The organism is Blautia sp. MCC269 (assembly GCF_018785655.1).
Lineage (GTDB): Bacteria > Bacillota > Clostridia > Lachnospirales > Lachnospiraceae > Blautia_A.
This window is the reverse complement of the sequence record NZ_WQQE01000010.1, coordinates 1-24,199: the sequence shown is the minus strand read 5'-3', so window position 1 is coordinate 24,199 and position 24,199 is coordinate 1. Positions and strand designations below refer to the sequence as shown.

The window sequence follows — 24,199 nt, the reverse complement described above, 5'->3', positions numbered from 1 at the left end:
AAAGAAGCATCTGCACGATGCAAATACAACTACAAGGAGATTTTTTTATGCTACAAAACCAAATCAAAACCATATTTAAAAGGGCACTGAAAAAGTCTGATTCTAAAAAAGAATTGGGCTTTTTTGTGAAAATTTCGGTCGCCCGGCAAAGGAACCAGAAATGATGTTTAAACTGCTTTTCCTGAAAAAACTGTACGATCTTTCTGACGAAGCCCTGATTAGCAGCGCCCAGACGGACATGGCATATAAATTTTTCCTTGACCTGGAACCAGAAGCAAAAATGATAGATCCCAGTCTTCTCACAAAATTCAGAAAAACTCGTATTACAGAAGATATTCTGGAAGAAATGTTAAAAGAAACCATTCAACAGGCTTTGGATAAAAATCTGATCAAATCGGGAACCATTATCGTTGATTCCACCCATACAATTGCTTCTGTCTGGGCAAAATCTCCAACGCAGATTCTGCGGGATATGAGCAAACAACTTCGGAAAGAGGTTTATAAAACAGCTTTTGAATTATCAGAGCGATTTCCTGAGAAACCCTCTTTGGAAGCAGGACTGGATGAAGAAATTGCCTATACTAGGGAACTACTCCAGGTTCTGGAGGAAGGAATAAAATCCTGTGGAAATAAAAAGATACAGAAACTTTCTCATGAAATGAAAGAACTACTAGAAGATGAGCGGCTCAAAGAGATCCGATCCAAAGATGATAAAGATGCACGGTTTGGACATAAAACGGCAACCAGTACGTTCTATGGATATAAGAATCATCTTGCGATGACTGAAGAACGTCTCATTGCGGGGATCACTGTAACAGATGGAGGAGCACCAGATGGGCAGGAATTACCAAAACTGATAGAAAACGCGAAGGAAAATGGAATAAAAGTTACAGAAGTTATAGGCGATATGGCATATGTCAGTGATGACAATCTGGAAGTCTGCGGAAAAGAGATTACATTGATTGCCAGAACCAATACAGCAGTAGCTGCTGCAGCAAACGGGAACCTTGAGGAAGGTTTCTGCTTTAATAAAGATGCTGGGATGCTGCAGTGTCCTGCCGGAGAGCTTTCCACGCGTGTAGAAAAAAGAACGGCAAAAAATGGGAATACTTATTTAAGATATATATTTAGCAAAGTAACGTGTCGGAAATGTCCCCAAAGAGAAAAATGCCGTGTAGGAAGATCAAACGCTAAAACAAGAAGCTACAGTATCACGCAAGCAAGCGAGAAAAATCTTGAAAGGCTTAAATTTGAAGAAAGCGAATATTTTCAGGAGCGAATGAAGATTCGGCACAGGATAGAAGAAAAGAATGGAGAACTAAAGGAAGCTCACGGTTTGCGTAAAGCAGATTCGAGAGGTTTATTTGCTATGCATCTGCAAATGTATTTTACGGCATTTACAGCAAATGTAAAACGAATAGTAAGATTAGATGAGCTGGCTATGGAGTAAACCATAGCTTTTTATGATTTTCCTAAGTAAAGATTTGAAAATAATATAAAAGAAAAACTTCCACTTAAGAAGAAATGGAAGTTTTTCAGTGCCCTTCAAATACAAGGGGTGTGGCACTTTTATCTGCATACACGAAACATAGTAATGTTTTATCTCCGCTTACTTTTTTTCTGAATTCCTTTCATTTTCCGTTTTGTTATGAATTGATAGTCTGTTCTGAATCCACAGGTTTCGTGGAGATCGTCAGTGATTTTCTGACGTTCATATACCGGCATGAAACCCTGTTCTTCTACATCTGCAAATTTTATGTCTTTTAAAATATGGAGCAATTGTTCTGTAGTATAAGTTCCTTTCAAAGCGCGGTTTAATAACCGGATTTGTATAGGACTGAGTGATATAAAAGGACTCGGAATTTTTTGATTTTGATGTTGTTATACGCACAATAATTACCGCTTCCACTGTTATAGTACATATCACTAAATATTACTATATAATAAAAATAAAAATTTGACAAAAAAATAAGCCTGTTTCAAGGCTTTGCGGTACTTTTTTGAATTTCAATGTGTCAAACTCCCGTGTAACAAGAAAATAAAAAAATATAAAGTTTTAGTTGTTGCCCGTTATCTTTTCTGATATAATAAGTCCAAATCTTAATACTCTGCCGTGATAAAATGTGAAACTGTCACGAAGGAGGCTAAAAGGAGAAACTACAAATGAAAGAAAAGAAAGAACGGGCCAAACGTCTGCCCACTTTTGCGGAATCGATCACACCGATCGTCGCAATGCTCCTGATCCTTACCATCGGAAAAGGCGTATTCGGCTACAGCACAGAGCCGCTTCTGATCATGGTAGCTGCAATCGCAGCATTTATCGCGTTCCGTGTAGGCATTACCTGGGATGAGATGATGGATGAGATCTGCACCAAGATCGCAAAGGGCATGCCTGCCATCCTGATTCTTGTATGTGTTGGCGCTATGGTTGGTACCTGGATGGCATCCGGTACCATTCCGATGATGATTTATTACGGCGTCCAGATCGTAAACCCGAAATTCATGCTGGTTACCGCGTTCCTGATCGAGGCAGTGGTTTCGGTTGTTACCGGTACCTCCTGGGGTTCCGTTGCAACCATGGGTGTTGCCCTGATGGGAATCGCAAGCGCCCTTGGCGTATCCCTTCCGGCTACTGCAGGCGCCTGCATCGCAGGTTCCTACTTTGGTGACAAGATGTCTCCGCTGTCCGATACCACAAACCTGGCTCCGATCGCGGCAGGCAGCACACTGTATGAGCATATCGGACATATGTTCTACACCACTGTCCCAGCAACCATCGTTTCCCTGGTGGTATATGCCATTGTTGGTATGAACGCAGATGTAAGCGCAGATATTACTTCTGACACCGTTACTACTTTATTAAGCCAGCTTTCTTCCATGTACAGCTGGAACCTGCTGATCATCATTCCGGTAGTGATCGTGCTGGGCGGCTCCCTGCTTCAGAAGCCAACCATTCCGGTTATGCTTCTTTCTACTTTTGTAGCAGGCTTGGAGAGTGTCTTCATTCAGCACGTAGCGTTAGGAGATGTGTTAAAGGCAACCGTAAACGGTTTTGATGTATCCATGATCCACCGTGCAGGATTTGACACCGAGACCTGTTCCGAGGCCGTAACCAAGCTGTTAAACCGCGGCGGTATGAACGGCATTATGAGCACCACACTTCTGGTATTCTGCGCATTCTGCTTCGCAGGTATCATGAGCCGGGCTGGCTGTCTGGATGTGGTACTCCAGAAGATCTTAAGCGTGGCAAAGAGTACCGGTGCGCTGATCACCGCAACCGTTGCAGCCTGCATTACCATGGCACTGACCACCGGTAACTCTTACCTTGCCATTCTGATTCCGGGCGAGATGTTCCGTGACGCTTACAAAGAGCGCGGGCTTGCGGCAAAGAACCTGTCCAGAACCCTTGAGGATGCCGGTACCGTAGTTGTACCGCTGATCCCGTGGTCCGCAGCAGGTGCTTACATGGCTTCCACCCTTGGCGTAGAGACTTTGGATTACCTTCCATGGGCAATCCTGTGCTACACCGGCTGGATTTTTGCAATCATCTGGGGCTTTACCGGATTTGGTATTGCCAAGCTCGATGATGAGAAGAAAAAGGAGAACTAAATACGATGTCCAGAGTGCTTTTGATTAAAAACGCGAATCTGTATGATCCGGATCCAAAAGGAATCCGTGATATCCTGATCGTAGATGAAAAAGTATTTTCTGTGGCAGAACACATCGATCCACCGGAACTTTCTGCTCCGGTGGAAGTTGTTTCTGCAGATGGAAAAATGGTAATTCCTGGTTATGTGGACCAGCATGTTCATGTGATTGGCGGGGGCGGCGCAAAGCTTCTGGTTACACGGCTTTCTTCCCTGCATGAGGAAGTGCGTGATGCTGTAAAGGCAGGGGTTCCGGTGGAAAAAGCCATCCGCATCTGCGGGGAGAACCCGGCCAGAGCCAACGGATTATTCCCGAAAAAGGGCTGCATCCGTCCGGGCAGCGACGCGGATCTTGTGATCCTGGATGAGGAATTTCTGGTAGATACGGTATTTGTCCGTGGACAGAAAATGGTGGAGTATGGAAAAGCACTGGTAAAAGGCACCTTTGAGACAGACTGACAGAAGCTTTGAAATAGAAAAGCGGAAAAGAAAGAGACAGGAGAATTGACATTATGATCAAGTTACTGAAAAACGCGAATGTGTACGCACCGGAGAAACTGGGAAAGAAAGATATCCTTATTGAGGGGGAAAAAATCCTTCTGATGCAGGATACTATTGAGGGATATGAGGGACTTCCGGGAGTGGAAACCTATGATCTGGAGGGAAAGACCGTTGTTCCGGCTTACATTGACATGCACGTGCATATCACAGGCGGCGGCGGAGAGCAGGGGCCGGCATCCCGTGTACCGGAATCCCAGCTCAGTGAATTCTTCAAAAATGGTATTACCACGGTAGTCGGACTTCTGGGAACCGATGGCGTAACCCGCAGTGTGGAAAATCTGGTCGCAAAAGCTCGCGCCCTGACCGAAGAGGGCATGACCGTGTACACTCTGACCAGTTCCTATGGTTACCCGCCGACCACCCTGACCGGAAGTGTAGAGCGCGATATCATCCTGGTTCCACCGATGATCGGTGTGAAGGTAGCGGTATCGGACCACAGAAGCTCCAACCCAGGCGGAGAAGAGCTGATCGCGCTGGCTACTGCAGCGCGCAGAGCCGGCTTACTCAGCAATACCCCTGGCCTGGTAACCATGCACATGGGTGACGGAGAGGGAAGACTGGATCCGATTTTCTATGTGCTGGATCATTCCGACGTTCCAGCCAAGAACCTGCTGCCGACCCACATCTTACGCAATCCTGGACTGATTGATGCCGGCGCGGATCTGGTGCGCCGTGGCGGCTACATTGACTGCACCGCCGGCGCCGATGATGTGGAGGTCGAATCCGATGCTCTGAAGCTCTATGAGCTGTTGCACCGCGAAGATGTGAGCCTGGATCATGTAACCATGTCCAGTGACGCGTTCGGAAGCCAGCCGCGCTTCAACGAAGAGGGCGAGTGCATTGGCCTGACCTACGCGTCCCCGAAGTATCTGCACCGTACCATCCAGATCCTGGTAAGAGAGGGCATGCCGCTGGAGGATGCCTTACAGCTTCTGACCAGCACTCCGGCCGTACTCCTTGGCAAAGAAGGAATCAAGGGCTGTGTAGCGGAAGGCGCAGACGCAGACCTTCTGGTACTGGATGAGAATCTCAACATCAACAGCCTGTTTGCCCGCGGCAAGGTCGCTGTGTGGGAGCAGGAAGTGAAGATGAAGGGCAGATTCGAGCAGTAAGGAAAAACATACAGGAGAAGGACTGTGATTGACTTATTGGTGGTGCTTCTGCTTATGGTGGTACCGGTACAGTTCCTGGTGTTATCATTGGTGCACTTCTGATGGGTGTTCTGAATCTTGGCATGAGTATCATGGGTATTGACCAGAATATCCAGAAGGTTGTTAAAGGTATGGTTCTTCTGGCAGCGGTTATCTTCGATGTTGTCAGCAAGAGAAAATCTTTTATCGTAAAATAATAATAGTCAGCGAATCAGGACAGCAGGTTTTCGGAGTGATCCGGAACCTGCTGTTTTTGGGTGTATATACTGTTGTTTTATGTGAGGTTATTTTGTCGGTTTTCGTGGTTTTATGGGGGATGTGCTTGTTTTTAGGAGAACGTTATATTATAATAAGGGCAAGTGACAGAAAATACGAAATTATGTTGTCGGGAGGCTGTAATGGGAAATACAGTAACGATCTGTTTTGCAAATAATAAGGGCGGCAGCGGAAAGTCCACCAGCTGTTCCAATGTGGGAGCGGCACTGGCCGGCATGGGTAAGAAGGTACTGATGGTAGACGGTGATATGCAGCTGAATCTTTCCCTTTCTTTTTTTTCGGAGGAAGAAGTGCTTGAGATGGCAGCAGGGGAAAAGAATCTCTACTATGCTATCGGTCATCAGTCGGATCTCAGCGATTTTATCGTGCATACGAAGTATGAGAATCTGGATCTGGTTCCGTCGTCTACGCTGATGAGCTCCGTGGAATATGAGCTTTTTACAAAATGGCAGAGAGAGTTTATCCTGCGGAAATGTCTGCAGAAGGTTAAAGATTCCGGAGTGTACGATTACATTCTCATTGATGCACCGCCTACTCTTGGCGGCTGGGTGATGAATATTTTATGTGCATCCGATTATGTTCTTGTTCCGGTAGAGGCAAGTCCGTGGGGTATGTTTGGTCTTGCAAATATGTTTGATTTCCTCAATGAAGTCAGGGAGATCGCTCCGGATTTAAAGGTTTTGGGAATCGTAGTAACCAAGGCAGATGCCAGAAAGAATTATTTCAAACAGACTATGGAAACACTGAAAGAAATGGAAGGAATCTATCTTTTCGAATCTTTTATCCGTGTAGACAGCTCCATCGAATGGTCCCAGGACAGCAGTGAACCAGTTGTGGAGTTCAAAAAAAGCAGCCGCAGCGCAAAAGAGTACATAGCATTGGCAGAGGAGGTAATGAATCGTGTCAGTAGGTAAAGCAAGCATCGCAAGAGCAGTAAATGCAGAAAAAGCATCCAAAACAGAAACAAAAACAGAGGTAAAAGAGGCTGAGGTTAAAGCAGCAGAGAAGCCGTCAGAGGTAAAAGCTGAAACAGCTGAAAAAGCGGCAGAAAAAACTACAGCAAAGAAAACAGCAGCCAAAGCTCCTGCAAAGAAGACCACAGCAAAGAAAGCAGCCGCAACAAAAACAACAGCAAAGAAAACCACTACCAGAAAAACAACAGCATGTAAAACCGCAGCAAAGAAAACAGCTGCAGCAGAAACAACAGGAACTGTAGCCCAGAACGTGATCAGCGGAGGAAACGCCGACGAACTCCAGGCCAAATTCCTCACCCCAAAGAAAGATGAGCCGGACAACAACCAGCCAGTAGGAATTAAAGACGAGCTTCCGGTTTATCTGCTGTAATCTTTGATTGAATTTTTTGAAAAGATAGTAATTGACAAATAAAAAGACTGCTATATATCTATATCACTATTGATAAGGTATACAGCAGCCTTTTATTTTGCCCTATAAAAATCTCAGTGGGACAGCGAAGCGCCTCCCTCGTATCTTTCTACATATTGTAATATGCAGCATACAATCCATTCTTCTCAAGCAGTTCAGCATGAGTGCCTCTTTCGGCGATACCCTCCTCCGTGATCACAATGATCTCATCCGCATCACGGATCGTAGAAAGCCGGTGCGCGATCGTAATGGTAGTACGATTTTTTGAAAGTTCCTCCAGACTCTTCTGAATCCAACGTTCGCTTTCGTTATCCAGAGCGCTGGTGGCCTCATCCAGGATCAGGATCGGAGGATTCTTAAGGAATACACGTGCAATGGAGATCCGCTGCTTCTGTCCGCCGGAAAGGCGTGTGCCACGTTCTCCGACATAAGTGTCGTATTTATCCGGAAGCTCCATGATAAAGTCATGGATACTCGCACATTTGGCGGCTTTGATGATCTCTTCATCGGAAGCTCCGGGCTTTCCGTAGGCAATATTATCCTTGATGGTTCCATCAAAAAGATAGACATCCTGCTGTACCATACCGATCTGGCTTCGAAGGCTCTTAAGAGTCAGCCCGCGGATATCCTTTCCGTCTACAGTAATGGAACCGCCGGTCACATCATAAAATCTGGGCAGGAGAGAGCAGATCGTGGTTTTTCCGCTTCCGGAAGGTCCCACCAGGGCAATGGATTTTCCAGCCGGGATATCAATAGAGATATCGGAAAGCACAGGAGTTTCATCATCGCTGTAATGAAAAGAAACATGGTCGTAACGCACATGTCCTTTCACGTCCGTAAGCTCCGCAGCGTTGTCTGCATCCCTGATCTCGGATTCTGTTTCCATCACATCCAGGAAACGGCGGAAACCGGAAAGACCCTTCTGCATCATTTCCACAAGTTCCACCAGGATCTGGATGGGGCTGATAAAGATTCCGATATACAGGGCATACATGGCAAGATCTGCAGTCTGCATTTCACCCTGAGCGATCAGATAGCCGCCGTAAACAAGAGTTACCAGGTACATCATGCCCTGGAAGAAAAGATTGGAACTCATGAAACTTCCCATGCAGTGATAATTATCTCTTTTGGAAACAAGGAACGCTTCATTGCTTTTCTTAAATTTGGCACGTTCGATGTCCTCGTTTGCGAAGGACTGCACCACGCGGATTCCGGAAAGCGTATCCTGAAGACTGGCATTTACATCTCCGATCTTACGACGGTTTTCCATGAAGGTTTCCTGCATTTTTGCATTCTGGCGGAAGGAAAACACAAACATCACGATCACCAGGAGGATCAGCGGCAGTGCAAGCTTCTTGTTGATAAAGAACAGGAAGATAAAAGCACCGACGATCTTTACCAGAGAGATAAAAAGATTCTCAGGACCATGATGTGCAAACTCGGAAATGTCAAAAAGGTCACTGACCAGCTTGCTCATCATCTGACCGGAATTATTCCTGCTGTAATAGGAAAAAGACAGCTCCTGGTAATGGTCAAAAAGCTCCCGGCGCATATCACGTTCCATCTTTGCACCCATCATATGTCCCTGATAGGTTACATAATATTTGCAGAGACTTTGCACAATGTACATAACAAAAAGAGAAGCTGCAATCACAGGGAGGGCATGAAGAATCATATCCTTATCCTGTGTAAAGAGAGTTTTTGTCATAGTACGAAGAATCTGGGGATAAGCAAGATCTACCAGACTGATAACGGCTGCACAGATCAGGTCAATAAAAAAGACCGCTTTGTACGGGCCGTAGTAGTGGATGAATTTCTTGATGGTATTCATCGGAAAAGTACCTCCGTTTTTATGAAATGTATAGTGTTGTCTGGGCAAAAAACATTGCTGCCGGACATTCTATGTTCATCTTATCATAAGTAAGAATAAAGTCAAGATAAGTGAATTTCAGGTCTGTTTCGTTTCTGCATACTTTCTGAGAATAGAAGCTATATGGCTGCTGTTCACAGGGAATATTCCGCGAGGGATTGCTGGCAACGGAGCGGATAGTGATATGAGGAGATATATTTTTGGGAAAAAATCAAATTACTCCTTGACATAGAAGAACAAAACCCGTATAGTGTATTTCAGATTTGGTGTGTAACTGATAAGCAGGCATTAACCAGTCATAAATGTTATTATTTGACGTTTATGGGGGTTGGTGTCTTTTTTGTTGCCCACTTAAAAGACTCCCGCTCCAAAACGTCGAAAGAAAAGGAGAGAAAACATGAAAGACAAGATTTTCGGAGTTTTGCAGCGAGTGGGACGTTCCTTTATGCTTCCCATAGCAATCCTTCCTGTGGCAGGCCTGCTTCTTGGATTCGGCAGTTCCTTCACAAATGAAACAACCATTGCAACCTACGGACTTCAGAAGATTCTGGGAGACGGAACGATTTTACATGCACTCCTGATCATTATGAACAAAGTCGGAAGCGCGGTATTTGATAACCTGCCGCTGATCTTTGCAGTAGGTGTGGCCATCGGTATGGCAAAAAAAGAGAAAGAGGTAGCAGCTCTTTCTGCACTGATCGCTTACTTTGTTATGAATGTAGCCATCAATGGTATGCTGGTAGTAAATGGTAAGATCACAGCAGACGGACAGATCGCAAAAAGCGTTCTGGAAGGTACTGTAACCTCTGTCTGCGGCATCCAGTCCTTACAGATGGGTGTGTTTGGCGGTATCATCGTCGGCCTTGGTGTTGCAGCTTTGCACAACCGTTTTCATAAGATCGTGCTTCCAAACGCACTTTCCTTCTTCGGTGGTTCCAGATTTGTGCCTATCATTTCCACCATTGTATATATGTTTGTGGGAATCCTGATGTATTTCGTATGGCCGGCAGTCCAGAACGGTATTTATGCTCTGGGCGGTCTTGTAACAGGCAGCGGCTATATCGGAACTCTGATCTTCGGTATTATCAAACGTGCGCTGATCCCCTTCGGACTTCATCACGTATTTTATATGCCATTCTGGCAGACAGCCGTTGGCGGGACTATGGAGGTTGCAGGCCAGATGGTACAGGGCGGACAGAACATCTTTTTCGCCCAGCTTGCAGATTCCGCAAATGTAGCGCATTTCAGCGCAGATGCAACAAGATATTTTTCCGGAGAGTTCATTTTCATGATCTTCGGTCTTCCGGGAGCAGCTCTTGCCATGTACCGCTGTGCAAAGCCTGAGAAGAAAAAAGCAGCAGGCGGACTTCTTCTTTCCGCAGCCCTTGCATGTATGCTTACAGGAATCACAGAGCCACTGGAGTTCTCTTTCCTGTTTGTAGCTCCTGCATTGTTTGCGGTACAGGTTGTTCTTGCAGGCGCGGCTTATATGATCGCACATATGCTGAACATTGCAGTAGGACTTACCTTTTCCGGCGGTTTCCTTGATCTGTTCCTGTTCGGGATCCTTCAGGGAAATGCAAAGACAAGCTGGCTCAGGATTATCCCGGTAGGTATCATTTACTTTATTCTCTATTATGTGATCTTCACCTTCCTGATCAAAAAGTTCAACTTCAAGACTCCGGGACGTGAGGATGACGACACAGAAACAAAGCTTTATACAAAAGCAGATGTAAACGCGAGAAAAGAAGCCGGAAAAGCCGGTGAAGCAGCAGGAAGTACATCCGCAGACCCGGTAAGTGAAGCCATCACAGCCGGTCTTGGCGGAAAGAAAAACATCAGTGATGTGGACTGCTGTGCAACAAGACTCCGTATCACCGTCCATGATGCAGCAAGAGTTAACGACGACATTCTGAAAACAACAGGCTCCAGAGGAATCGTGAAAAAAGGCCAGGGCGTGCAGATCATCTACGGTCCGCAGGTAACTGTGATTAAATCCAAGCTGGAGGATTATCTGGAGACAGCGCCGAATGAATATTTTGAAGGTGCAAATGAGAAAGAAACAGACAATGCGGAAAATCAGGCTCAGTCTGATACAGAGCGTACAGCAGAAAGTACAGGTGAGGCTACTCAGAACACAGCTCCGACATCCGAAGCCAGCACGCAGCCAGAGAAAAAGGTTCTCAGAACAGCGATTGTCTACAGCCCGGTAACCGGTATCGCCGCAGACCTTTCCACAGCGCCGGATGAAGGCTTTGCGGAAGGAATGATGGGAGAGGGTGCTGTAGTCACACCGAAGGACCCGGTGATCTGTGCTCCGGAAGACGGCGAGGTAGAGTTTATTTTTGACACAAAGCATGCCATCGGATTCCAGACAGATACAGATCTTCCTATGCTCCTCCATATCGGCATTGATACTGTAAAGCTGGAAGGAAAAGGCTTCGAGATCCTGGTAGAGCAGGGACAGCATGTAAAAAAAGGCGAGCCGTTGATGAAGATTGACATCCCGTATCTTACAGAAAACGCTCCGTCCTTATGTTCTCCGATCCTTTGCACAGAGATCGAGGATGATCAGAGAGTACGCCTTCTTGCCAATGGAGAGATCAAGGCAGGAGAGCCGTTGTTCGCAGTAGAGACTGTGGAAGAATAGGAAATTTTTCAGCAATAATATAGAAGATTGGTTTTGTGAAAAGCGCGCCTAATGCCCGGGCGCGCTTTTCCTGTGGCAAAGAAAATAACTGTCTGTCAGAAGGGCTTTACACAAAAGAAAGATTCTGTTACGATAAAGAAAATCAACAGCTGCAGACAAAAATGTCGACTGAAAATCCGGGGCAGACAGTGGTGGAATGTGGAAAAGCAGCAGGATATATAAAAATGGTGGGGAAAAAGATGTACAGAGTGAGCAAGGTATTGAACAATAATGGCATCATTGCCATAAATATGGAAGAAAACCAGGAATATGTACTTCTGGGAAAAGGTGTGGGATTTGGAAAGAAGGTCAGCCAGCGTTTTGATGCTCCGGCAGACTGTACTATTTACAGGCTGGCTCAGGAGACAGAACGTGGCTCAGCAAAAGAACTGGCAAAGAGCGTAGCACCGGAATTTCTGGAGATCGCAGATGAGATATTGAGAGAAGCTGAGAAGACCTTTGGGAATACCATAGACAGAAGGATCCTGTTTCCCCTTGCTGATCATATTTCCTTTGCAGTGGGACGTATCCGGAATCATGAGCAGATCAGCAATCCTCTGACTGAGGATATCAAGGTGCTTTTTTACAGCGAATTCAAGGTGGCGGAGGTATTGAAGAAGATCCTGAAGGAGCGGATGGATATTGAAATCGACGAGCATGAGGTGGGATATGTGGCACTTCATATTCACTCAGCACTTGGAGATGAAAAGGTGTCTGTTGCCATGCAGACAGCAAGAACGGTACGGGAATGCATCGCCATGATCGAGATGGCCACAGGAAGAAAGATCGATGTGATCTCCCTGTCCTACAACCGTATGATGAACCATATCAAATATATGGTAGCCCGTGTCTCCACAGGGGAGACACTGAAGCTGGATATGAATGAATATATAGAAGAAAAATATCCGGAATCCTACAGGATCGCGGAGGATGTCTGTGAGAGCCTGGGCAAAAGCCTGGGTAAAGAGCTGGATCCTATTGAAATTGGTTATCTTGCCATGCATATTGAGAGGACAGTGGAACAATAACCATAAATGGCTGATCAGTCCCAGAGATTTACACAATAAATTCAATGGCTTTTTTGACAGCAGTACTCATGGTAGTACTGCTGTTTGTGACTAGGCAGACTTCCCTCTGAGGGAGCGGCTCCTTAAGCTGAAGGGCAAAAATCTTCCCGTCATTGATCACTTCCCGGGCAAGGGGCTCGGGGTAAAAGCCGATTCCCAGATTGTGGACGATCATGGGAAGGACCTGGTCTGTAGTTGCTGCCTCGATGTCAGGATGAAAAGAAACACGGTTTTCCATAAAGTAATTCATATACATTTCTCTGGTGCTGGTTCCTTCCGCAAGACCTACAAAGGGCAGATCCTGAAGCTCATGGATGCTGATAGGGGCAGTGGTCAGATCCTTATATTTGCTTCCGCATACAAGGATCTCCCGGTAACGCAGGAGACTTTTTTTCTGTAAAGGCTTGCGGATGGAGATCGGAGTGGTGACAATAGCGAAATCCACCGCATAATTTTTCAGTGCCTGTACAGCCTGGGGAGTAGAATGGTTGAAAAGGCGCAGGCGCACATGAGGATATTGTTCACGGAACAGCTCCAGCTTTTCCAGAAGGATCAGACGCAGGGCATTTTCACTGGCACCGATGGAAACCAGGCCATGCTCCAGCTCCCCGTTCTGTCGTATCTCCTCTTCCCCAATACTCAGCTGTTCAAAAGCCAGGGCAACGTGTTCGTAGAGCTGGCGGCCTTCCGGTGTAAGAGCGATTCCTTTGTTGGAGCGGAGAAAAAGAGTACATTTCAGTTCCTGCTCCAGGTTGTTCATACAGCGGGTGATATTTGGCTGGTTGTTATGAAGAGCCCGTGCTGCCTTGGTAAAACTTTTATACTGGGCTACATAATAAAAGATGCGGTAGTAGTCGTAAGTGATCATGTATAGTCTCCATCCTGTGATATGATTTTAATATGTTTACGATATTAATAATACTTTTTACATTTGCTTCTGAGCAAACTATAATACACCCGAGGAAAAAAATCAATGACGGGAGTGATTTGGAGTGGTTTCAGGAGGCAGAAAGCTGCAGAGCGCAGACAGGCAGATGTCAGAAGCTTTTATTACAAGTATATTTCTGGCAATGTCCGGCGGATTTCAGGATGCCTACACATATTTTACAAGAGATGAGGTGTTTTCCAACGCCCAGACCGGCAACGTGGTTCTGATGAGCCAAAATTTTATGACAGGACAGTGGGGAGACGGTTTAAGGTACCTGTTCCCTGTTTTAGCCTTTGCCATTGGTGTTGTAGCGGCGGAGCGAATCCAGAATACCTTTAAATATGCAAAAAAACTTCACTGGAGGCAGATGATCCTGCTGATCGAGATCCTGATCCTTTTTGCGGTGGGATTTATGCCGGGAGAATTGGATATGCTGGCAACCGTACTGGTATCCTTTTCCTGCGCCATGCAGGTACAGACCTTCCGGAAGGTGGGCGGTTATTCCTATGCAAGCACTATGTGCATCGGAAATTTACGAAGCGGCACGGCGGCGTTGTCCGTGTATTGTCGTGAAAAACGTCCGGAACAGCTGAAGCAGGCTCTTTATTATTTCGGAATAATTTTCTTTTTTGCCATTGGAGCCGGTGGCGGAGGAAATCTGTCCATGAGGCTGGGGATCCCGGCAATCTGGGTATCGGATGTTTTGCTTCTGATCAGCTTTATTCTGATGTTTTCCAGTAAACATAGAGATTAGAAAGGGTGAGGAATTGTGGAAAACAGCACATTATTCCCAAGAGAGGAAAAGGCGGAGCTTTTATTTGAAAAGATCCTGAAGGATCCGGAGGCGTGCAGACGGCTGACGGAGACCTTCTATGAATCCATGGATGCGGATACAGACATAGAATGCGGATATCTTCCTCCGGAAAAATTCGCCTATGCATTGCTGGACGCATATAAAAACCGTGATCTGACAGCTCTCCTTATGGCAATCTGCCAGAACAGTATGTTTGATCTTCTGCGAAATTCTTTTCTGGCACCGTTCAGGTTCAATGCAGACGGACAGGAGAATCCGGTGCTTCTCACGGATGAAAATGGAAATTTTCTGCGGGAAAAGGGAATCCATGTAAGTGACAGGGATTATGATCGGTTCCGTAGGATATACAGGGAGAAACCGGGCGTAAAGATGTATCTGGCGTATGGCTACCGGAAGCGACATGCCTATGATGAAGCTACCATGGAAGTAGAAGAGTACAAAATGGGCGAACATATCGGAGTGCTGCTGGTGTATGAGCTTCCGGACAGCGTAAAGGAAAAGGAAACGGAGGCACAGGCCTATGCAGCTGTATGGGATATTATGATGGCAATCCAGAAGAAGCTTCCAAGAGCCTTTGTGTATTATGGGCAGGATTCTGTGGAGGATGGTGGAAAACGTTATGACGGACTGGGCGTTTTTCTCCCCATCCATAAATTTGCGGACCGACTGGAAAAAATGATCGGGATCGCTGATGAGATCGTAATGAAATAGAGTGTACAAAAAAGGACTGCTTTTGTATTGCTCCGGTTATCAGAAGGATAGTTGATGACCGGAAGCTACAGAAAGCAGTCCTTTTTGTATGCCCATCAGGTGCAGTAGCGGAACATTTTGTCCGTAAGGATCCTGGCGAAAATAAGGCCCAGGGGAAGAGCAACGATGATCAGGATCGCAGCTGCAAACCAGGAGGCGGAAACATTTAGGGACATGATCCCCAGATTGTAGATCGCCCGGTAGAGATAAAGTCCGGGAACCATGATCACAATGGATGGCACGGTAATGGAAATCCTGGGATATCCCACTTTTGTTTTGATGAGGGAGGCCAGAAGTCCGGCTGTCAGTGCTCCGAAAAAAGCCGCGGCAGCAGGTGGAAAACCGGCAAGATCAACAAGCTCCAGACGTAAAGTGTTGGACAGTGCGCCGATGAAGGCGGCAGCTGCGGCTAGACGGACAGGGCTGTTGAACATGACCGAAAAGCCGAATACCCCGCAGAAGCTTGCCAGAAGCCGGAACAGGATCCTCTGAGCTGCCGAAAGCTCCAGAGGCAGGAAATCCACAGGCTTCAGATGAAGAAGCAGTGCCATCAGCCAGGCAGAGACAGCAGCCACCATTACAACAATAATGGCGTAGGCCAGTCGTTCCAGACCGGAACGCATATCCAGCTTGGCAAGGTCGATCCCGCTTGTGATAAACGGAAAGCCCGGAATGATAAACAGCATGGAACAGATGTATCCGGCCTCATGCTGGACGGAAATGTGGAACAGAAGCTCTGCCAGCTTCAGGAAGCCTGCATATACAAGACAGGCGGAGGAAACAGAAACTGCAATGCACATAAACAGAGTAAAATGATGCTTGCCAAGCTTGCAGCGGATGGCGTTTCCGATGCCTGCGCCTGCAAAAGCCAGGATCATTTCCAGCGGGCCACCGCCCAGAAGAAAAGTAAATGCACCACAGGCCAGTGCAGAAGCCAGTCCCAGGGATGCAGGGGAATAAAGCCCGTGGATCCGCTCGATCTCATCTAACTGACTGTGCAGTGCTTCACCGCTCATATGGATACCCTCCGCAGGAAAATCACTGACAAAATGTTCCAGCCTGTTCAGTCTGGAAGTATTTACGCCGGTGGTAGTCAGACTAAGTGCATGGGAAAAACTGCTCTCACCGTCAAAGCAGGTGTAGCTTATAGACATTAGTCCGATATCTGCGGAGCAGGTGATGCCAAGTGCTTCTGACAATGTATTCATGGAACTCCGTACCCGCCAGGCACCGGTCCCACAGGAGAGAAGCATCATGCCTGTACGGCCGATCAGGGAAGCTTTTTCGGAAAGAGAAGCCTCGGTGATGGGCTGGCTGTTCCTGGCGCTTACGTAGTTGTGCCAGGGGATTTCCATATGATTACGTTTGATCAGAATATCTGACATAGAAATCACTTCTTTCTATATATTAAAATCATATAGTTGCTATTATAAATATATATAATAACTATAATCAGATATATTGTAGCTATTATTCTGAAAAAGTCAAGTGTAGATGAAATAAAATCTGACAGCACCAAAACGTCACTGTTAAAGATTTATCATTTTTTTGCGTAAAATGAATTTTTTTGGTTGCTTTTACGTACAATTTATGTATAATTGTGGATAGGGATGTTGGAATGACCAATTCCTATGGCAGGATGACAAAAACCTGCAAAAGTAGGTGGCTATCATAATTACTATTAAAGAAGAGAGGTAAATGTTAAGATGGCAAAAATCGATTTAACAAAGTATGGTATTACCGGAACAACTGAGATCGTGTACAATCCTTCTTACGATGTATTATTCGAGGAAGAGACCAAATCTGAGCTTGAGGGCTTTGAGATTGGTCGGGTCAGCGAGCTTGGTGCTGTCAATGTAATGACAGGTATCTACACAGGACGTTCCCCTAAAGACAAATATATCGTTATGGATGAGAACTCCAAAGACACAGTTTGGTGGACATCCGATGAGTACAAAAACGATAACCATCCGGCAACTCAGGAAGCATGGGCTGCAGTTAAAGATCTTGCTAAGAAAGAGCTTTCCAACAAGAGACTTTTCGTAGTAGATGCATTCTGCGGAGCTAACAAAGATACACGTATGGCTATCCGTTTCATCGTTGAGGTTGCTTGGCAGGCACACTTCGTAACAAACATGTTCATTCAGCCAACAGCTGAGGAACTTGAGAACTTTGAGCCAGATTTCGTTGTTTACAACGCATCCAAGGCTAAAGTTGAGAACTACAAAGAGCTGGGTCTTAACTCTGAGACAGCTGTAATGTTCAACATTACAAGCCGTGAGCAGGTTATCGTAAATACATGGTACGGCGGAGAGATGAAGAAAGGTATGTTCTCCATGATGAACTACTATCTGCCGCTTAAGGGCATTGCTTCCATGCACTGCTCTGCAAATACAGACCTTAACGGAGAGAACACAGCAATCTTCTTCGGTCTTTCCGGAACAGGTAAAACAACACTTTCCACAGATCCTAAGCGTCTTCTGATCGGTGATGACGAGCACGGCTGGGATGACAACGGAGTATTCAACTTCGAGGGTGGATGCTACGCTAAGGTTATCAACCTTGACAAAGAGTCTGAGCCGGACATCTACAATGCGATCAAGAGAAACGCTCTTCTTGAGAATGTAACACTTGATAAAGATGGAAAGATCGACTTCGCTGACAAGAGCGTAACAGAGAACACACGTGTTTCCTACCCGATCAACCACATCGAGAACATCGTTCGCCCGGTATCTTCTGCACCGGCAGCTAAAGAAGTTATCTTCCTGTCCGCAGATGCATTCGGCGTACTTCCTCCAGTATCTATCCTGACACCGGAGCAGACACAGTACTACTTCCTTTCCGGATTCACAGCTAAACTTGCTGGTACAGAGCGTGGAATCACAGAGCCTACTCCTACATTCTCCGCTTGCTTCGGACAGGCATTCCTTGAGCTTCACCCGACAAAATATGCTGAGGAGCTCGTTAAGAAAATGGAGAAGAGCGGTGCGAAAGCATACCTCGTTAACACAGGATGGAACGGAACTGGAAAACGTATCTCCATCAAAGATACTCGTGGTATCATCGATGCTATCCTTGACGGATCTATTCTTAAAGCTCCGACAAAGAAGATCCCATTCTTCAACTTCGAGGTTCCGACAGAGCTTCCAGGCGTAGATCCTGCAATCCTTGACCCACGTGACACATATGCAGACGCTGCAGAGTGGGAGACAAAGGCTAAAGATCTTGCTGCAAGATTCGTTAAGAACTTTGTTAAATATGAAGGAAATGCTGCTGGTAAAGCACTCGTTGCTGCTGGCCCGCAGGCATAATCGATCATTCCAACTGAATACAGATCGTAGATTTGACCGGGAGTGGATTTATCCGCTCCCGGTTTTATAATATCTGTAATACCTTAAAATCCTACTATAAAATATAAAAAATCTTTGGCTTGACTAACAGATGGTGCAAGGTGTATCCTTTCTGGGAAGTCAAGCGGAAGACCCGCAAGACTGTAAAAATTCTCTTTGCACTGCATTACATTCGAACAGGATGCGAGATCAACAGTACAAACTGAGCAGGCGATGCCTTTGGAGTTTTTTATTCTGAGGGCGTGGGGCCGGGCCGCAGGAAGCGGCAGCGGATATGTTTACGAGATAAGAATTTCAGACATATCTGCGGGACAGTGTATGTTTCGCAGGTATGTCTTTTTTACTGCAAAAATATGGATGGAACAGAAGGTAGAAACTGGGAGATCCCTATGTAGATAAGAAAGAACACCGGCGGAAATCGCAGTTCAGCGAGTAGTGAAAGAACCGCCGGTTTTTTCACGGAAAATGTTGTGCCATAAGAAAGACCAGAATCATATGCTAATCAAAAGGAGGTCCTGTTTATGGAACACACAAAAAACGAAACGATTATACACGACACAGATAAAGAAAGCTCATGGGAACAGCAGACGGCGATGAAGGTGTCCGGGATCAGTATCCTGGTAAATCTGCTGTTATCCATATTTAAACTTATCGCCGGTATTGCGGCGCATTCCGGAGCGATGATTTCTGATGCGATCCATTCTGCATCCGATGTGGGAAGTACTTTTATTGTTATCATCGGTGTCCGTCTTTCTGCAAAAAAATCGGACAAGGAGCATCAGTACGGACATGAGAGAATGGAGTGCGTTTCTTCCATTGTTCTTGCGGGGATGCTGCTTGTAACAGGTCTTGGCATCGGCATTACCGGTGTCCGTGATATTGTAAAAAGTACATCCGGCGGAACGATCGCCATCCCTGGGACCCTTGCGCTGATCGCGGCAGTGGTATCCATCGTGACAAAAGAGTGGATGTTCTGGTACACAAGAGGTGCTGCGAAGAAGATCAATTCCGGAGCACTGATGGCAGATGCATGGCATCACCGCTCTGATGCACTTTCCTCTATCGGAGCCTTTGTGGGTATCTTCGGAGCAAGACTGGGATACCCCATCCTGGATCCTGTTGCCAGTATCGTGATCTGCTTTATGATCGCCAAAGCTGCGATCGATATTTTCAGGGATGCTATTGACAAGATGGTAGATCACTCCTGTGATGCAAAAACCGAAGAATCGATGCGCCGTGAGATCCTCAAGGTGCCGGGCGTCAGAAGAGTGGATCTTCTTCGAACCCGCCTTTTCGGATCCAAAATGTACGTGGATATCGAGATCGCGGCGGCAGGAGAAATATCCCTCAACGATGCACATGATATTGCGGAAAATGTGCATCATACCATCGAAGATAAATTCAAAGACGTAAAGCACTGCATGGTGCATGTGAACCCCATCAATGGATAAAAAACAGGCCGCCGGAACGACAATGATAAGGTCGTTCCGGCGGCCTGTTCTTTGCATAGAGAAACACCCGGTAGGGGAGCTACCGGGTGTTTCGAGGGGAGTATAAATAATTAAATAAGGGGTTATGTAAAAAAAATTTTTGAAGGGTAAATTCTTTTTACAAGAATGATTATAATATAAACTGGAAAAAAAAGCAATATCATTTTGGCGAATAATCTCCAAACTTTTTGGGATACTATTTCCTGTAATAAAAAGCGGCAGAAAGCTTCAGAAAGCCGCAAAAATCAACTTCATCAGGAGGTAATTCAAATGGCGAAAAATTACGAAACAGACAGAAATGAGTCCAATTATGCGGGAAAAAATTACGGGGAAAGTGATTCCAGAAACTGCGGAAAAAACAGTTCCAGAAACAGCTCCAGAAATTCTTCTAAAAACAGTTCCAAAAACAGCTACGGCAACAGTTACGGAAACAAAACATCCGACGAGTACGATTCAGAGAAAGACAGAGAGTCCGACAGATACTAGATATTCAGGGTAAGTGATCCGGAAGATACTAGGCAGAGGATCAATACGCAATAAGCAGAAGCACCATTTTTATGCGGTACAGGATCCATCAGTCAGTTGGCCGGATCATACAGAAAAAATCGGAAAAAAAGCGGGAAAAAGTCAGAGCTGGCTTTCTCCCGCTTCCATACATATAAGGGAACATTCCTACAGAAGCTTCCATATAATATAGCAAAAAGAGGAGAGATTTTTCCATGTTTCAGATCGAAACTATCTCTGCCAAAATGCTGGATTATTATGTGGAGCGCAGTGACGCCGTTATCATAGATCTCCGGGACCCGGTCTCCTACAAAAAGGGACATGTCCGGAACGCAGTAAACATTCCATACCATGAGCTGGAAGAATATCTTGAGAAAAAACAGGATCAGAGGTACCAGTTTCCAAAAGATAAGATCCTGATACTATACTGTGACCGCGGTGGTGCCAGCATGCAGGCCGCCCGGAGCCTGGCAAGAGCGGGCTGCCGCACCCGGTCTGTGATCGGCGGATTTGCAGCCTACAGAGGCCGGAATCTTGTAAGCGGATAAAACAGAGTAATAGATCAGAGGAAACGGGAAATCGCAGGGCGGCATCGAAACGGAATCACTGTTCGCTCCGTGACCAGCATTGAAGGGGATTACGAATGCATGACTGGCAATGGCTTGTGCTTGTATTTTAAAGGAAATCATGATAATGTAAAGAACAGGAATAAAAATGACACAAACCACAAGGAGAAAAGATTATGAAATATATGTTCGCATCCGATGTACATGGTTCGGCATACTACTGCCGGAAAATGCTGGAAGCATATGACGAAGAGAAGGCGGAGAGACTGGTACTTCTGGGAGATCTGCTTTATCACGGTCCGAGAAATGACCTTCCGAAGGAATACGCACCGAAGGAAGTCATCCGCCTTTTAAATGAAAGAAAAAATCAGATCTACGCAGTACGCGGAAACTGTGAGGCAGAGGTAGACCAGATGGTCCTTGACTTCCCGGTGATGGCAGACTACTGCATTCTCGCCATCGATGGAAAAACTCTGTACGCCACACACGGTCACATCTACAACAAAGATAACCTTCCGCCAATGATGGACGGCGACATCCTGATCCACGGCCATACACATGTGCTGAAAGCAGAAAACATGGGAAATTATATCCTTCTGAACCCAGGTTCCGTATCCATTCCAAAGGAAGGCAACCCGCCAACCTACGCAATCCTTGAGAACGGAATTTTTACAATCAAAGACTTTGAAGGAAATACAGTACGGGAGATCACTTTATGAATCTGTGGGAATTAACAGCGCCCTGCCATTTCGGAACAGAGGCGGTACTGAAACGTGAAATACTGGACCTTGGTTATGAAGTGATCAAAGTGGAAGACGGAAGAGTAACTTTTGAGGCAGACGCCCAGGGTGTGGCAGACGCCAATCTGTTCCTCCGCACCACAGAACGCGTCCTTCTGAAAGTAGGCGAAGTAAAAGCCGAGACATTCGACGAACTTTTTGAGAAGACCAAGGCTCTCCCATGGGAGAATTACATACCGAAGAACGGTAAATTCTGGGTAGCCAAGGCAAACTCCATCAAGAGTAAACTTTTCAGCCCATCCGATATCCAGTCCATCATGAAAAAAGCCATCGTAGAACGTCTCAAAGGCATCTACGGAATTTCCTGGTTCCCGGAAGACGGTCCGGAATTCCCAATCCGTGTGGCATTTATGAAAGATGTGGCCTTGATCGGGATCGATACTTCCGGCGTATCTCTTCATAAGAGAGGATACCGTCAGATGACCGTGAAAGCACCCATCACAGAGACACTTGCCAGCGCACTTCTGATGCTGACCCCGTGGAAAAAAGACCGTATTCTCGTGGATCCTTTCTGCGGAAGTGGTACCTTTCCCATTGAGGCGGCAATGATGGCAGCGGATATGGCACCTGGAATGAACCGCCACTTCCTGGCTGAGAGCTGGGAACATCTCATCCCGAAGGAATGCTGGGAAGATGCAAGAGAAGAAGCCAGAGAGCGGGTAAATCTTGATATTGAGACGGATATCCAGGGCTTTGACATCGATGCGGCAGCTATCAAGGCAGCACGGGCCAATGCAAAGATGGCAGGAGTGGACAAACTGATCCATTTTCAGCAGAGACCGGTCAGCGAACTCCGCCACTCCAAACCGTTTGGTTTTATTGTGACCAATCCGCCCTATGGTGAGCGAATCGAGGAAAAAGAGAATCTTCCGGCACTGTACCGTGAGATCGGCGAGAGCTATAAGCGCCTGGATCGCTGGTCCATGTATCTTATCACCGCCTATGACAAGGCAGAGAATGATATCGGCCGAAAAGCAGACAAGAACCGTAAGATCTATAACGGAATGATGAAAACCTACTATTACCAGTTCCTTGGACCACGTCCGCCGAAGAAAGGAAGTATAAAAGAATGAAAAAGATCATTTTTGCCACTGGAAACGAGGGGAAAATGAAGGAGATCCGAAGGATACTTGCGGATCCCCAGCTTGAGATCCTTTCCCTGAAAGATGCCGGAATCCATGCGGATATCGACGAAAATGGAAAAAGCTTCGAAGAAAATGCCATGATCAAAGCTGAGGCCATCTGCAAAATGACCGGTGAGATCGTTCTGGCAGATGATTCCGGCCTTGAGATCGACTATCTGAATAAAGAGCCGGGAATCTATTCCGCACGTTACATGGGAGAGGACACTTCCTACCACATCAAAAACGCGAACCTGATCGAACGTCTGGAAGGTGTACCGGATGAGAAACGTACCGCACGTTTTGTCTGTGCCATTGCGGCGGCTTTCCCGGATGGCAGAAGAGAGACGGTCCGTGCCACCATGGAGGGGCGCATTGGATACGAGGAAAAAGGCGAGAACGGTTTTGGCTATGACCCGATCTTTTATCTTCCGGAATATGGCTGCACTTCCGCAGAACTTTCCATGGAAGAAAAAAACAGGATCAGCCATCGCGGAAAAGCCCTTCGCCTTATAAAGGAAGAACTTGTATGAAGGTGCTGATCGTGAGCGATACCCACGGAAGAGATGAAAACCTGGAGATCGCAGTAAACCGGGAAGCTCCTTTTGACATGCTGGTGCATTGTGGAGACGTGGAAGGCAGAGAATTTTATATCGAAGCCCTCGCAGACTGTCCCTGCAGCATTGTATCCGGAAATAATGATTTTTTCTCCGATCTTCCAAGAGAAGATGTGATCGACATTGAAGGAAATAAGGTACTGGTGACACATGGTCACTATTATGGCGTGTCCATGGCTTTTGACCAGCTGGCAGATGCTGCAAAACAGCGTGGCTGCAATGCGGCATTTTTCGGACACATTCACGTGCCGGTCCTGGAAAAAGAAGACGGAATTCTTCTTGTAAACCCCGGAAGCCTGGCCTTCCCAAGGCAACGGGGCAGAAGACCCAGCTATGCAGTTCTGGAAACGGACGGAAACGGCGGGATGGATGTGGAGATCCGGTACTTATAAATAAGAAGTATTATATAGAAAAAAAGAAATGCCGCAGAGTTGTATACTCTGCGACAAACAAAAAGACGCCTGTACAATATTTACAGAGACTATGAAAAAATCTCTGTAAATAGGATTCTTCTATGATAAGAAAGGGTGAGTAACTTAAAAACTAGGCTTTTCACCCTTGCTTTATATATAACAGTTGTTGAATGGCATGTCAAGAGCAGGCGGTTCCCCGCCT

General features: G+C 46.2%; 20 protein-coding genes, 3 pseudogenes and 1 riboswitch. Of the genes and pseudogenes, 19 read left to right on the top strand and 4 right to left on the bottom strand.

Annotated elements, in window-relative coordinates; translation table 11 throughout:
- Positions 1 to 121 precede the first annotated feature (121 nt).
- Positions 122 to 1,450 (top strand): annotated as a pseudogene (locus GPK88_RS03570) (IS1182 family transposase); the annotation flags it as partial.
- Positions 1,451 to 1,599: 149 nt separating this feature from the next.
- Here GPK88_RS03570 and GPK88_RS19740 read toward each other — a convergent pair.
- Positions 1,600 to 1,827: pseudogene (locus GPK88_RS19740) on the bottom strand (IS1634 family transposase); the annotation flags it as partial.
- Positions 1,828 to 2,163: 336 nt separating this feature from the next.
- On the opposite strand from GPK88_RS19740, the gene nhaC reads away from it, so the two are divergent.
- The 6 genes and pseudogenes from nhaC to GPK88_RS03540 all read left to right on the top strand — a co-directional run bounded on the left by nhaC (position 2,164) and on the right by GPK88_RS03540 (position 6,979).
- Positions 2,164 to 3,609 carry a Na+/H+ antiporter NhaC gene (gene nhaC, locus GPK88_RS03565; RefSeq protein ID WP_015526033.1) on the top strand — a complete coding sequence of 482 codons (1,446 nt, stop codon included), beginning with the start codon at positions 2,164 to 2,166 and terminating at the stop codon, positions 3,607 to 3,609.
- A 5-nt stretch (positions 3,610 to 3,614) separates the two neighbouring features.
- On the top strand, positions 3,615 to 4,106 hold the full coding sequence (locus GPK88_RS03560) for an amidohydrolase family protein (RefSeq protein WP_015526032.1): 492 nt from the start codon (positions 3,615 to 3,617) through the stop codon (positions 4,104 to 4,106).
- 53 nt (positions 4,107 to 4,159) lie between these two features.
- The gene (gene iadA, locus GPK88_RS03555; RefSeq protein WP_015526031.1) at positions 4,160 to 5,320 is read left to right on the top strand and encodes a beta-aspartyl-peptidase; all 1,161 of its coding nucleotides are present in this window, start codon (positions 4,160 to 4,162) and stop codon (positions 5,318 to 5,320) included.
- 35 nt (positions 5,321 to 5,355) lie between these two features.
- Positions 5,356 to 5,556, top strand: a pseudogene (locus tag GPK88_RS03550) (sugar ABC transporter permease); the annotation flags it as partial.
- A 201-nt stretch (positions 5,557 to 5,757) separates the two neighbouring features.
- Complete coding sequence (locus tag GPK88_RS03545; protein ID WP_015526030.1) at positions 5,758 to 6,549, top strand: ParA family protein; 792 nt, start codon at positions 5,758 to 5,760, stop codon at positions 6,547 to 6,549.
- On the top strand, positions 6,536 to 6,979 hold the full coding sequence (locus GPK88_RS03540) for a hypothetical protein (protein ID WP_180214173.1): 444 nt from the start codon (positions 6,536 to 6,538) through the stop codon (positions 6,977 to 6,979). Before GPK88_RS03545 ends, GPK88_RS03540 begins: the two co-directional genes overlap by 14 nt.
- A 148-nt stretch (positions 6,980 to 7,127) precedes the next feature.
- On the opposite strand, the gene GPK88_RS03535 is transcribed toward GPK88_RS03540, so the two are convergent.
- Entirely contained in the window at positions 7,128 to 8,849 is a 1,722-nt protein-coding gene (locus GPK88_RS03535) for an ABC transporter ATP-binding protein (protein ID WP_118062727.1), read from the bottom strand.
- Between the two features lie 436 nt (positions 8,850 to 9,285).
- Here GPK88_RS03535 and GPK88_RS03530 point away from each other — a divergent pair, with 436 nt between their 5' ends.
- On the top strand, positions 9,286 to 11,538 hold the full coding sequence (locus GPK88_RS03530; RefSeq protein WP_118062726.1) for a PTS sugar transporter subunit IIABC: 2,253 nt from the start codon (positions 9,286 to 9,288) through the stop codon (positions 11,536 to 11,538).
- 239 nt (positions 11,539 to 11,777) lie between these two features.
- The gene (locus GPK88_RS03525) at positions 11,778 to 12,605 is read left to right on the top strand and encodes a PRD domain-containing protein (protein WP_118062747.1); all 828 of its coding nucleotides are present in this window, start codon (positions 11,778 to 11,780) and stop codon (positions 12,603 to 12,605) included.
- Between the two features lie 28 nt (positions 12,606 to 12,633).
- Here GPK88_RS03525 and GPK88_RS03520 read toward each other — a convergent pair whose 3' ends face one another.
- Complete coding sequence (locus tag GPK88_RS03520; RefSeq protein ID WP_092070206.1) at positions 12,634 to 13,512, bottom strand: LysR family transcriptional regulator; 879 nt, start codon at positions 13,510 to 13,512, stop codon at positions 12,634 to 12,636.
- 166 nt (positions 13,513 to 13,678) lie between these two features.
- Here GPK88_RS03520 and GPK88_RS03515 point away from each other — a divergent pair, with 166 nt between their 5' ends.
- Both GPK88_RS03515 and GPK88_RS03510 read left to right on the top strand, forming a co-directional pair.
- A complete protein-coding gene (locus tag GPK88_RS03515) occupies positions 13,679 to 14,326 on the top strand; it encodes a YoaK family protein (RefSeq protein ID WP_118070799.1) in 648 nt (215 codons plus the stop codon).
- 15 nt (positions 14,327 to 14,341) lie between these two features.
- Entirely contained in the window at positions 14,342 to 15,097 is a 756-nt protein-coding gene (locus GPK88_RS03510) for a DUF4866 domain-containing protein (RefSeq protein ID WP_173763151.1), read from the top strand.
- Positions 15,098 to 15,192: 95 nt separating this feature from the next.
- Here GPK88_RS03510 and GPK88_RS03505 read toward each other — a convergent pair whose 3' ends face one another.
- Positions 15,193 to 16,521: a threonine/serine exporter family protein gene (locus GPK88_RS03505; RefSeq protein ID WP_118062723.1), complete on the bottom strand. Its 1,329-nt coding sequence runs from the start codon at positions 16,519 to 16,521 to the stop codon at positions 15,193 to 15,195.
- Between the two features lie 321 nt (positions 16,522 to 16,842).
- Between GPK88_RS03505 and pckA the strand changes: the two genes are divergently transcribed.
- From pckA to GPK88_RS03465, 8 genes are all read left to right on the top strand, one after another.
- Positions 16,843 to 18,447: a phosphoenolpyruvate carboxykinase (ATP) gene (pckA, locus tag GPK88_RS03500; protein WP_118062722.1), complete on the top strand. Its 1,605-nt coding sequence runs from the start codon at positions 16,843 to 16,845 to the stop codon at positions 18,445 to 18,447.
- 231 nt (positions 18,448 to 18,678) lie between these two features.
- A riboswitch (NiCo riboswitch) is annotated at positions 18,679 to 18,803 on the top strand.
- A gap of 204 nt (positions 18,804 to 19,007) precedes the next feature.
- Positions 19,008 to 19,937: a cation diffusion facilitator family transporter gene (locus GPK88_RS03495; RefSeq protein ID WP_021976237.1), complete on the top strand. Its 930-nt coding sequence runs from the start codon at positions 19,008 to 19,010 to the stop codon at positions 19,935 to 19,937.
- Positions 19,938 to 20,246: 309 nt separating this feature from the next.
- Complete coding sequence (locus GPK88_RS03490; protein ID WP_021976238.1) at positions 20,247 to 20,462, top strand: hypothetical protein; 216 nt, start codon at positions 20,247 to 20,249, stop codon at positions 20,460 to 20,462.
- Positions 20,463 to 20,695: 233 nt separating this feature from the next.
- A complete protein-coding gene (locus GPK88_RS03485; RefSeq protein ID WP_118062721.1) occupies positions 20,696 to 21,028 on the top strand; it encodes a rhodanese-like domain-containing protein in 333 nt (110 codons plus the stop codon).
- Positions 21,029 to 21,222: 194 nt separating this feature from the next.
- Positions 21,223 to 21,765 (top strand): phosphodiesterase, encoded by a 543-nt coding sequence (gene yfcE, locus GPK88_RS03480; RefSeq protein ID WP_021976240.1) that lies wholly within the window; start codon positions 21,223 to 21,225, stop codon positions 21,763 to 21,765.
- Positions 21,762 to 22,919: a THUMP domain-containing class I SAM-dependent RNA methyltransferase gene (locus tag GPK88_RS03475; RefSeq protein ID WP_118062720.1), complete on the top strand. Its 1,158-nt coding sequence runs from the start codon at positions 21,762 to 21,764 to the stop codon at positions 22,917 to 22,919. The genes yfcE and GPK88_RS03475 overlap by 4 nt, the downstream gene beginning before the upstream one ends.
- On the top strand, positions 22,916 to 23,500 hold the full coding sequence (locus GPK88_RS03470) for an XTP/dITP diphosphatase (protein ID WP_021976242.1): 585 nt from the start codon (positions 22,916 to 22,918) through the stop codon (positions 23,498 to 23,500). The genes GPK88_RS03475 and GPK88_RS03470 overlap by 4 nt, the downstream gene beginning before the upstream one ends.
- A complete protein-coding gene (locus GPK88_RS03465) occupies positions 23,497 to 23,976 on the top strand; it encodes a metallophosphoesterase family protein (RefSeq protein ID WP_021976243.1) in 480 nt (159 codons plus the stop codon). Before GPK88_RS03470 ends, GPK88_RS03465 begins: the two co-directional genes overlap by 4 nt.
- Positions 23,977 to 24,199: the final 223 nt, after the last annotated feature.

Coding starts and splice junctions, on each gene's coding strand:
- nhaC (WP_015526033.1), top strand. CDS start 2,164: ATGAAAGAAAAGAAAGAACGGGCCAAACGTCTGCCCACTTTTGCGGAA.
- GPK88_RS03560 (WP_015526032.1), top strand. CDS start 3,615: ATGTCCAGAGTGCTTTTGATTAAAAACGCGAATCTGTATGATCCGGAT.
- iadA (WP_015526031.1), top strand. CDS start 4,160: ATGATCAAGTTACTGAAAAACGCGAATGTGTACGCACCGGAGAAACTG.
- GPK88_RS03545 (WP_015526030.1), top strand. CDS start 5,758: ATGGGAAATACAGTAACGATCTGTTTTGCAAATAATAAGGGCGGCAGC.
- GPK88_RS03535 (WP_118062727.1), bottom strand. CDS start 8,849: ATGAATACCATCAAGAAATTCATCCACTACTACGGCCCGTACAAAGCG.
- GPK88_RS03530 (WP_118062726.1), top strand. CDS start 9,286: ATGAAAGACAAGATTTTCGGAGTTTTGCAGCGAGTGGGACGTTCCTTT.
- GPK88_RS03525 (WP_118062747.1), top strand. CDS start 11,778: ATGTACAGAGTGAGCAAGGTATTGAACAATAATGGCATCATTGCCATA.
- GPK88_RS03520 (WP_092070206.1), bottom strand. CDS start 13,512: ATGATCACTTACGACTACTACCGCATCTTTTATTATGTAGCCCAGTAT.
- GPK88_RS03515 (WP_118070799.1), top strand. CDS start 13,679: ATGTCAGAAGCTTTTATTACAAGTATATTTCTGGCAATGTCCGGCGGA.
- GPK88_RS03505 (WP_118062723.1), bottom strand. CDS start 16,521: ATGTCAGATATTCTGATCAAACGTAATCATATGGAAATCCCCTGGCAC.
- pckA (WP_118062722.1), top strand. CDS start 16,843: ATGGCAAAAATCGATTTAACAAAGTATGGTATTACCGGAACAACTGAG.
- GPK88_RS03495 (WP_021976237.1), top strand. CDS start 19,008: ATGGAACACACAAAAAACGAAACGATTATACACGACACAGATAAAGAA.
- GPK88_RS03490 (WP_021976238.1), top strand. CDS start 20,247: ATGGCGAAAAATTACGAAACAGACAGAAATGAGTCCAATTATGCGGGA.
- GPK88_RS03485 (WP_118062721.1), top strand. CDS start 20,696: ATGTTTCAGATCGAAACTATCTCTGCCAAAATGCTGGATTATTATGTG.
- yfcE (WP_021976240.1), top strand. CDS start 21,223: ATGAAATATATGTTCGCATCCGATGTACATGGTTCGGCATACTACTGC.
- GPK88_RS03475 (WP_118062720.1), top strand. CDS start 21,762: ATGAATCTGTGGGAATTAACAGCGCCCTGCCATTTCGGAACAGAGGCG.
- GPK88_RS03470 (WP_021976242.1), top strand. CDS start 22,916: ATGAAAAAGATCATTTTTGCCACTGGAAACGAGGGGAAAATGAAGGAG.
- GPK88_RS03465 (WP_021976243.1), top strand. CDS start 23,497: ATGAAGGTGCTGATCGTGAGCGATACCCACGGAAGAGATGAAAACCTG.